Source organism: Variovorax sp. YR752 (assembly GCF_943372545.1).
The window spans coordinates 1-8936 of record NZ_CALRZC010000293.1 but is presented as its reverse complement, the minus strand read 5'-3'; the positions used below and the strand labels follow the sequence as shown (position 1 = coordinate 8936).

9 protein-coding genes are annotated in these 8936 nt (G+C 68.2%); all 9 read right to left on the bottom strand.

All coding sequences use genetic code 11. From position 1 onward, the window contains the following. Window positions 1-172 precede the first annotated feature (172 nt). The 9 genes from AAG801_RS37600 to AAG801_RS37560 all read right to left on the bottom strand — a co-directional run bounded on the left by AAG801_RS37600 (window position 173) and on the right by AAG801_RS37560 (window position 8776). A complete protein-coding gene (locus tag AAG801_RS37600) occupies window positions 173-1357 on the bottom strand; it encodes an FAD-dependent monooxygenase (protein ID WP_341893003.1) in 1185 nt (394 codons plus the stop codon). Window positions 1358-1362: 5 nt separating this feature from the next. Beyond that, window positions 1363-1659 carry a DUF6587 family protein gene (locus AAG801_RS37595; RefSeq protein ID WP_341893002.1) on the bottom strand — a complete coding sequence of 99 codons (297 nt, stop codon included), beginning with the start codon at window positions 1657-1659 and terminating at the stop codon, window positions 1363-1365. 35 nt (window positions 1660-1694) lie between these two features. Then, window positions 1695-3590, bottom strand: coding sequence for a ferrous iron transporter B (locus tag AAG801_RS37590; protein WP_341893001.1), 1896 nt, complete (start codon window positions 3588-3590; stop codon window positions 1695-1697). After that, window positions 3583-3882 carry a FeoA family protein gene (locus AAG801_RS37585; RefSeq protein WP_070062301.1) on the bottom strand — a complete coding sequence of 100 codons (300 nt, stop codon included), beginning with the start codon at window positions 3880-3882 and terminating at the stop codon, window positions 3583-3585. Before AAG801_RS37585 ends, AAG801_RS37590 begins: the two co-directional genes overlap by 8 nt. A gap of 140 nt (window positions 3883-4022) precedes the next feature. After that, window positions 4023-4859: an iron uptake system protein EfeO gene (gene efeO, locus AAG801_RS37580; protein ID WP_099795615.1), complete on the bottom strand. Its 837-nt coding sequence runs from the start codon at window positions 4857-4859 to the stop codon at window positions 4023-4025. A 51-nt stretch (window positions 4860-4910) separates the two neighbouring features. After that, the gene (efeB, locus tag AAG801_RS37575; RefSeq protein WP_341893000.1) at window positions 4911-6224 is read right to left on the bottom strand and encodes an iron uptake transporter deferrochelatase/peroxidase subunit; all 1314 of its coding nucleotides are present in this window, start codon (window positions 6222-6224) and stop codon (window positions 4911-4913) included. Window positions 6225-6246: 22 nt separating this feature from the next. Next, a complete protein-coding gene (gene efeO, locus AAG801_RS37570; RefSeq protein WP_341892999.1) occupies window positions 6247-7428 on the bottom strand; it encodes an iron uptake system protein EfeO in 1182 nt (393 codons plus the stop codon). Between the two features lie 12 nt (window positions 7429-7440). After that, window positions 7441-8277: an iron uptake transporter permease EfeU gene (gene efeU, locus AAG801_RS37565; protein WP_341892998.1), complete on the bottom strand. Its 837-nt coding sequence runs from the start codon at window positions 8275-8277 to the stop codon at window positions 7441-7443. A 121-nt stretch (window positions 8278-8398) separates the two neighbouring features. Beyond that, window positions 8399-8776 (bottom strand): metallophosphoesterase family protein, encoded by a 378-nt coding sequence (locus AAG801_RS37560; protein ID WP_341892997.1) that lies wholly within the window; start codon window positions 8774-8776, stop codon window positions 8399-8401. Window positions 8777-8936 lie beyond the last annotated feature (160 nt).

Below are 8936 nucleotides of genomic sequence, written 5' to 3'. Positions count from 1 at the left end.
TTCGATCGCATCGCCAATGAAATGAACGGTCGACCAAGACAGACACTTGGCTTTGCCAACCCTGCTGAGGTACTCTGGCAGACCGTTGCATCGACGGGTTGAGCCCGCCGGAGCCGAAGGCGGGGGACATTCGCGGAGGGAAGTACCCGATGGCCTGGGCACGCGCCCTGAATCAACCGCCGTACAACCAGGGCTGATCGAGCAACCGGGAACCCAACACCCGCATCGCCATGTCGCGCCCGAAGCGCACCGCGCCCGTAGCGTGAAAGATTTCGCCGTTGCGACGCGCGCGCGCCTGCACCTGCGCGTTGCGTTCCCAGCGAGCCTCCGCATAGCGCGCGAAAGCGGCCGGCACACCCAGCGCCGAGGTATCGCCCAAGGCCTGCGCCAATGCGACCGCATCTTCGATCGCCATGCCAGCGCCTTGCGCAAGGTACGGCACCATCGGATGCGCGGCATCGCCCACCAGCGCCACACGCTCATGCGCCATGTCGCCAGGCCCTGCCACAGGTGCCCGATCGCTCAGCGTCCACGCGCGCCAGCTTGGCATCGCATCGAGCAAAGACTGAAGGCTCGCGCAACTGCGCCCCATCGCCTGCTTCAGCGCAACAAGGCTGCTGGTCTGGTCCCAATCGCGCGCATCACCAGCCGGTGCGGACTCGGCGATCACAACGACGTTGAGCGCGTCGCCCGCACGCACCGGGTACGCAACCGCGTGCAAACGCGGCCCGAGCCACACATCGACGCGCGAACGACGCAGTGCCGCAGGCAGGTCGGCCTGACGCACCAACGCGCGCCACGCCGTATGCCCGGTCACGCGCGGCGGCGCTTCGGCGGATTCAGATTCGAGCTGCGCGCGCACCAGGCTCCAGAGGCCGTCGGCGCCCACCAGCGCCTCGCCCTCCCACGCGCGCGCGTCGGTGCTCGAAACGCAGACCAGATCGTCGCTGGTCTCGACCTGCCGGATGCGCGCGGCCGTGACCAGCGAGCCCGTGCCCTGCGCGCGCACGGCATCGAGCAGCAGCGTGTGCAGGTCGGCACGGTGCACGCAGCAGTACGGCGCGCCGTAGCGCTGCTGCATGGCGTCGCCCAGCGGCATGCGGGCCAGTTCGGCGCCGCTGCCGGCGCTGTGGACCACCAGTGCATCGGGGCGCGCTGCAATGGCCGCGAGGCCACGGCCGAGGTCGAGTTGGTGAAGGCGGCGGGTGGCGTTGGGGCCGAGCTGCACGCCGGCGCCGATTTCGCCGAAGTCGGCGGCCTGTTCGAAAACGTCGGCGCGGTGGTTGGCGCGGGACAGCGCCAGCGCCGTGGCCAGCCCTCCGATCCCGCCCCCTGCGACGAGGATGTGCGCGGGCATCGGACTCAGCGTCCGGTGCTGGGCGTGGAGGTCAGCGCGGGGCTGTTGCTGTCGGCCGGGTCGGCGCCAGCGGGTTTCTTGGGACCACAGCTGCCGCAGCTGTCGCACGAGCCGCAGCCCGAGGTCTTGGCCAACGAGGCGGCGAGCTGATCGGCGCGGGTCTGATCGATGAGGCCCGTGCGCTGCGTGCCGGCCGCGAGCTTGCGGGCAGCGCCGCGGCGCCAGCCGGCAGGCATCCAGCGCCAGACCGCGTAGAGCGCGGCGGCCGCGACGATCAATCCGACGATCAGTTGCTGTGTCATGTCTTCTTCAACCTTTTCCCTGTGTCCCTGTGGTTTTACCCCGCTCCGAAAGCGAGTGCAATGCGATAGGTCAAGAAGCATGCCACGTATGCAAGGGCGAATAAGTAGCCCGCCATGATCCACACGTATTTCCACGAGCCGGTTTCGCGCTTGACGGCCGCGAGCGTCGACAAACATTGCGGCGCGAACACGTACCAGACCAGCAGCGACAGCGCAGTCGCGAGCGACCAGCTGCCGGCGATGAGCGGCTCCAGCGCGGTGGCCACGTCGTCACCGGTGGCCGAGAGCGCGTACACCGTGCCCAGCGCGCCCACCGCGACTTCGCGGGCGGCCATGCCCGGCACCAGCGCAATGGAAATCTGCCAGTTGAAACCGATGGGCGCAAAGATGTGCTCCAGCCCGCGGCCGATGATGCCGGCCAGGCTGTACTGAATGGCGGGGCCGGTCGCGCCTTCGGGCGGCGACGGGAAGGTCGACAGGAACCACAGAAGGATCGTGAGCGTCAGGATGATCGTGCCGACGCGCTGAAGGAAGATCCATGCTCGTTCATAGAGTCCCACGACCAGGTTTCGAGGGCTAGGCCAGCGGTAGGCCGGCAGCTCCATCAAGAGCGGCGAATGCTTCGTGCTGTCGCGGAAGCGCTTCATGACCCAGGCCACGGCCATCGCAGAGACGATGCCGAACACATACAGCGCGAACAGCACCACGCCCTGCAGGTTGAAGATGCCGCCCACGTCGCGTGCCGGAATGAAGGCCGCGATCAGCAGCGCATACACCGGCAGCCGCGCCGAACAGGTCATGAGCGGCGCAATCATGATGGTCGTGATGCGGTCGCGCCAGTTGCTGATGGTGCGCGTGGCCATCACGCCCGGAATGGCGCAGGCAAAGCTCGACAGCAGCGGAATGAACGAGCGGCCCGACAGGCCCACGGTGCCCATCATGCGATCGAGCAGGAAGGCCGCGCGCGGTAGGTAGCCCGAATCTTCCAGCGCCAGGATGAACAGGAACAGGATCAGGATCTGCGGCAGGAACACGATCACGCCGCCCACACCCGCAATGACACCGTCGACCAGCAGGCTCTGCAGCATGCCTTCGGGCATGTGCGTCTTGATGAGGTTGCCCAGCCCTTCGGTGCCGGCCTTGATGGCGTCCATCGGCACATTGGCCCAGCTGAACACGGCCTGGAACATCAGGAACATGGTGACGGCCAGCACCAGCATGCCCCACACCGGGTGCATCACGACGCGGTCGATGCGGTCGCTGGTGTCCAGGCTGCCCACGGGCTCCTTCACGGCCAGGCCGAGGATGCGGCGCACTTCGCGCTGCGTGGCGAGCACGTCGTCCAGGCCGGGCGCTTTCCAGGGCTGGGGCGCGGCGGCGGCGACCGGTGCGTCGAGCGCCTCGAGCAGGTGCTTCGCACCGCCGGTGTGGACACCCACGGTCTCGATCACCGGCACGCCGAGTTCGCGCGAGAGCACGGCCGTGTCGACCGTGATGCCCTGCTTCTTGGCCATGTCGGTCATGTTGAGCGCCACCACCATCGGCAGGCCCAGCTGGCGCGCTTCGAGCACCAGGCGCAGGTTCAGGCGCAGGTTGGTGGCATCGGTCACGCACACGAGCAGGTCGGGCAGGTCCTCTTTGCTTTGGCCGGTGACGATGTCGCGCGTGACGGCCTCGTCGGCGCTCAGCGCGTTCAGGCTGTAAGCGCCGGGCAGGTCGAGCACGAAGACGCGACGGCCCGTTGGGGTGCGCAGCGTGCCTTCCTTGCGCTCGACGGTCACGCCGGCGTAGTTGGCCACCTTCTGGCGGCTGCCGGTCAGCAGGTTGAAGAGCGCGGTCTTGCCGCAGTTCGGGTTGCCCAGCAGCGCGATGCGCCCAGGCTGTGCGGTGGCGCCGAGACGGCCCGGCCCCTGGATGACGGCTTCAACCATGGTTCGCGGCTCCCGGCGTGACGTGGATCAGCGCGGCCTCGTGGCGGCGCAGCGCGAAGGTGGTGTGGCCCAGGCGCACGGCCAGCGGCTCGCGGCCCGGCGTGCCGGTGGCGACGATGCGCACCGCCTCGCCCGGCACGAAGCCGATTTCGGTCAGGCGCAGCACCAGCTCGCGGTCGTCCGCGCTGTCGGGGCGGGCCACGTCGAGCACGGTGGCCCACTGATGGGACGGAAGCTGGTCGAGGCTCAGCGCGGTGGTGGTCGGCGCTGCGCCGAGGTCGTTGTTTCGCACGGTGGGGGTGCGCCCCCCGGAAACACCGGGGCACGCCAGTAAGCAAAAGCCAGATGCTAGCAATTCTCACTCGCGAAAACCTGACCAACCCCAAAAAGTGGTGGGTCAGGCGGAAATGAGTGCCTCCGCCGGGGCCGGGCTCAGTTCAATCCCAGCATCCCGCGCAGCTTCGACAGGTCTTCCGCCAGCGTGTTCACCCGCCCGGCCAGCATCTTGCGATCGCGCTCGGTGAGCTTCGAATAGGTCTCGAAGCCGCCATCGGCCGTGCGGTACTTGGCCAGCGTGTCGAACACCACCTTGAAGTTGGCGTCGGCCTTCTCCGCGAACGGCTTGTCCTGCTTCACGACCAGCGGGCGCAGCAGCTCGACGATCTTGTAGGCGCCCTCGAAGTTCGACTGAAAATCCCACAGGTCGGTGTGGCTGTAGCGGTTTTCTTCGCCGGAGATCTTGGTGGCGGCCACCTCTTCCATCAGCACGGCGGCGCCGCCCACGACCTTCTCGGGCGGAAAGGTCAGCGCGCCCAGGCGCTTTTGCAGCTCGAGCACGTCGGCCAGCAGCTTGTCGGCCACGGGGTTCAGGTCCTTGGTGCTCTTGAGCGTCCACAGGCCGTACTCGATGCGGTGGAAGCCGATGAAGGCCGGGTCTTTCTCGGCCTTCTCGTGGTCGTCCGCGCGCGAGTCGATCGACTGGTCGAGGTCGGTGAACAGCTCGGCCACGGGCTCGACGCGTTCGTAGCTGGTGCGCGTGGGCGCGTAGAGCTTCTTGGCCTTCTCGATGTCGCCGGCCTTCACGGCGGCGGTGAACACGCGCACGTCGGCGGCCAGCTTGCGCACGTTCTGCGTCACGTAGATCTTGTAGTCCGAGATCGGACCGACCAGCTCGAGCGGCGACACGGCGGCCTGCGCGCCCACGGCATGAAGGCCGGCAAAGCCTGCGACGAAAGCGGCGAGGAAGCGGCGGCGGAACTGCACGGTCATGGATCTCCTTGGGTGCGATGCGGTGAGGGTGATGAAAAAGGAAAGCAAGGCTCAGGCGGCCAGCAGGCTGCGCCCGAGCCAGTCGTCGGCACCTTGCACGCCGGGCAGCGTGAAGAAGAAACCGCCGCCGATGGGCTTGATGTATTCCTCGAGCGGCTCGCCGTCCAGGCGCGTCTGCACGGCGACAAAGCCCTTCTCGAGGTCGGCCTGGTAGCAGATGAACAGCAGGCCCATTTCGAGCTGGCCCGACTTGGTGACGCCGTTCGAGTAGTTGAAGGGTCGGCGCAGCATCAGGTTGGCGTCCGAGGCCTTGGTGCGCGGATTCGCCAGGCGGATGTGCGCATCCATCGGCGTCGACTTGCCTTCGGGGTCCTTGGTGTAGTCGGGCACGTCGTGCTCGGTCTTGCCGCCGTCCAGCGGCGCGCCGCTGGGCTTGAGGCGCCCCATGATGGCCTCCTGCTCCTGCAGCGGCGTGCGGTCCCAGCGCTCGACGAAGTTGCGGATGATCCGCACCGCCTGGTAGCTGCCGCCCACGGCCCAGGCCGGCTCGTCGCCGTTCGGCTGCACCCAGACGTGCTGGTTCATGAGCGTGTCGTCCGCCGAGTCGGGGTTGGCCGAGCCGTCGCGAAAACCAAGGAAGTTGCGCGCGCTCTCCGCGGGCTGGCCCGCCACCGCGGGAATCGGCGGCACGGAGCCCTCCTGCTTCCAGTGCAGCACCAGCAGGTCGGGCGTGTTCTTGATGATGTCGCGCAGCGCGTGGATGTTGGTGTCGGGCGTGTTGGCGCAGAACTGGATCGACAGGTCGCCGTGGCACAGCGCGGCGTCGAGCGCGTCGTTCGGGTGGCGCTGCATCGGGTTCAGCCGCAGTGGCTTGCTCTTGACGAGGCCGAAGCGCTCGTCGAACAGCGACGAACCGACCGACACCGTCACCGTGAGCCCGTCGGGCTGCACCACCGGGCCGAGGATGCCGGAGCCCGCGGGCGGCAGCTTGGGGTCGGGGTCGGTCTGCGGACCGCCCTGCGTGAGAAAGGCGATGCGCTCGGTGAGCGTGCGCATCAACCGCTCCAGGTCGGCGCGGTTCTCGGCCAGCACGTAGAACGAGGCGATCATGCCGGCCGTCGGGCGCGGCGTGACGACACCCGCCTGGTGCTTGCCGCGGAAGGGCACGCGGTCTTGCGTGTGGGTGCTCTGCGGCGCGTCGGTGACCTGCGCGCCGGCATCGGGCGTGCCCGGCGTAGCAGCGCCGGCACGCGCGGTGGCGGCGAGCCCGGCAAAGGCCACGCCCGCGGCGCCGAGCATGCGGCGGCGGTGCGGCGAGGCGGGATGTCCCGCGACGGGGACGTCATTCTTCTTCGTCGGTTCCATGGGGTCGTCGTTCTCTCTCAACTCATTCCAGACCGAGCGCGGCGTTCACCTTGCCCAGTTCCTCGGCCAGCGCGCGCACGGACGCGGCCAGCGCCTGGCGCTGCGCCTCGTCCAGCGGCGCGGGCTTGAAGCCTTCGCCGTCGCGATACGGCGCCAATGCGGCGTCGAAGGCGGCAAAGCGTTCGTCCACGGCCTTCTGCTGCGCGGGCGCGGCCTTCACGAGCAGCGGCTGCAGCAGGTCGGCGATCTTCTTGGTGCCTTCGTAGCTGCCCTGCAGGTTCACCAGCTCGGCGTGGCCGTAGTGGTCCTCGCCGCCGGCCGGCAGGTTGTCGGCCACGCGGCGCAGCAGCTTCGAGGCGGCGCTTGCGAGCCGTTCGGGCGGCACGCTCAGTGCGCGCAGGCGCGTCTGCAGCGTCCCGACGTCGGCCAGCAGCTGGTCGAGAACCGGCGCCAGCGCCTTCGGATCGCCCTGGCCGTACAGCGCGTACTCGATGCGATGGAAGCCGCTGAAGCCCGGGTCGGCCTCGCGCTTCTCGAAGTAGTCGGCGCGGGCGTTGATGCGTGCGTCGAGGTCGGCGAACAGCTCGGCCATCGGCTCGATGCGCTTGTAGGCCTGGTGGGCCGGCGCGTAGAGCGCACGCGCCTGCGCCAGGTCGCCGGCCTTGACGGCATCGGCCAGCGCACGCACCGCGTCGTCGAGCGTGGCGGCCTCCAGCCGCAGGAACACCTGGTACTCGGCCAGCGCGCCCACGTAGTTGACGAGCGACGGCCGCGCTTCCTCGGCCAGCGAGGCCGCCGACGGCGTGACGTGCAGCTTGCCGCGCGGGTTGCTCAGCAGGCCGCAGGTGATGGCGAAGTCGCCCGGCGAGAGCTTGACCGTCATGGTCTGCGAAAAGCCGGGCGCGATGTTCTCGCGCTCTTCGACCACCATCACGCCGTCGAGAATTTCCCACTCGAGCGCGCGGTTCGACTGGTTGACGATGGTGAAGGTCGTGCGCCCCGCGGGCACGGTGATCTCGTTCGGGTTGCAGGCGTTGCCGCGGATCGTGACGGTGACGGCGTGGTCGGTCGCCTTGGGCGGCGCCTTGCGCGCCTGGTTCGAGGCGTACCAGAAGGCCGCGAGGCCAGCGACGACCAGCAGCGCCGAGGCGCCCACGGCGACGCGCATGAGCGTCGATGACGAAGAAGAGGAAGAAGAAGACATGAAGGAAAAAGATCAGCCGGCGGTGGCCGTGCGCGGCGCCGCAGCAGCAGTCGGGCGCAGGAAGAAGAACAGGGCCACGGCCAGGAAGGCCAGGTAGACGATCACCTCGCCCACCACGGGCGCGGCCTGGTAGCCCAGCAGGCCCGACAGCACGGCGCCCACGGGGCTGTCCATCGGCAGGGTTTCGCTCATGTCGAAGACCACGGTCTGCAGCTGGTTCCACACGCCGGCCTCGTGCAGCTTGCGCAGCACGCCGGCCAGCAGCCCGGCCACGACCAGCAGGATGAACAGGCCCGTGAAGCGGAAGAAGCGGCGCAGGTCGAGCCGCACGCCGCCCGAATAGATGCCCCAGCCGACCACCACCGACACGGCGATGCCCGCGAGCGCGCCCACGGGCGCTTCCCAGCCGGTGCTCTGCTGGAACACGGCCAGCAGGAAGAAGACCGACTCCAGCCCCTCGCGCGCGACCGCGAGAAACACCATGCCGATGAGCGCCCAGCCCTGCCCGTCGGCATGCTGCGCCAGCGCCTTGTCGATCGACGCGTGCAGCTCACCTTTGATGGAGCGCGCCGCCTTGCGCATCCAGAACACCATCGTGGTCAGCATGACCACGGCGATGAGCCCCACCACGCCTTCGAACAGCTCCTGCTGCTTCTGCGGAAATTCGGCCGCCAGCAGTTGCAGGCCGGCGCCGGCGAACAGCGACAGCGCGGTGGCCAGCAGCACGCCGACCCACACCGCGGGCATCAGCACACCGCGACCGCTTTGTTTCAGGTAACTGGCAACGATGCCGACGATCAGCGCGGCTTCGATGCCTTCGCGCAGCATGATGAGAAAGGGAATGAGCATCTCGGAGCAGAAGAATGTCCTTTGAAAATGCCCCGATGTGGTGCATTTTTCAAAGAACGGCCCGAGGATACCCCATCAAATAAGATTTATTCTCAATTAGGGGTATTCGACCCCGCCCCGCTCACAGGGGCAGTTCGACGATGCGCGCGCTGACGGTGTCGCCGTCGACGATCAGTTCAGCCACGGCGATAGGCAGCTTGAATCGGCGCGGGCCGGCGCTGCCCGGGTTGACGTAGAGCACGCCGCCGCGCTCCTCGACCTTGGGTTGGTGCGAGTGGCCTGACACGACCACGCGAACGCCCTCGCCCGCCAAGTCGCCACTGAGTTCGGAAAGATCATGGATCGCCAGCAGCCGCACGCCGCCGAGCTGCAGCACGGCCGTCTCGGGAATGGCCCCGGCCCACGCCTCGCGGTCGTTGTTGCCGCGCACCACTGTCAGCGGCGCGATCGCGGCGAGTGCGTCGAGGATGCCGGCGTCGCCGATGTCCCCGCCGTGCACGATGAAGTCGCGGCGGGCTCAACCCGTCGATGCAACGGTCTGCCAGAGTACCTCAGCAGGGTTGGCAAAGCCAAGTGTCTGTCTTGGTCGACCGTTCATTTCATTGGCGATGCGATCGAACTGGGCCTGCGTGAGGTGAGAGAAGTCCTTGCCCTTGGGC

What these genes read in the sequence shown, in the direction of transcription:
- AAG801_RS37600 (WP_341893003.1), bottom strand. Translation starts at nt 1,357, where the DNA reads ATGCCCGCGCACATCCTCGTCGCAGGGGGCGGGATCGGAGGGCTGGCC.
- AAG801_RS37595 (WP_341893002.1), bottom strand. Translation starts at nt 1,659, where the DNA reads ATGACACAGCAACTGATCGTCGGATTGATCGTCGCGGCCGCCGCGCTC.
- AAG801_RS37590 (WP_341893001.1), bottom strand. Translation starts at nt 3,590, where the DNA reads ATGGTTGAAGCCGTCATCCAGGGGCCGGGCCGTCTCGGCGCCACCGCA.
- efeO (WP_099795615.1), bottom strand. Translation starts at nt 4,859, where the DNA reads ATGACCGTGCAGTTCCGCCGCCGCTTCCTCGCCGCTTTCGTCGCAGGC.
- efeB (WP_341893000.1), bottom strand. Translation starts at nt 6,224, where the DNA reads ATGGAACCGACGAAGAAGAATGACGTCCCCGTCGCGGGACATCCCGCC.
- efeO (WP_341892999.1), bottom strand. Translation starts at nt 7,428, where the DNA reads ATGTCTTCTTCTTCCTCTTCTTCGTCATCGACGCTCATGCGCGTCGCC.
- efeU (WP_341892998.1), bottom strand. Translation starts at nt 8,277, where the DNA reads ATGCTCATTCCCTTTCTCATCATGCTGCGCGAAGGCATCGAAGCCGCG.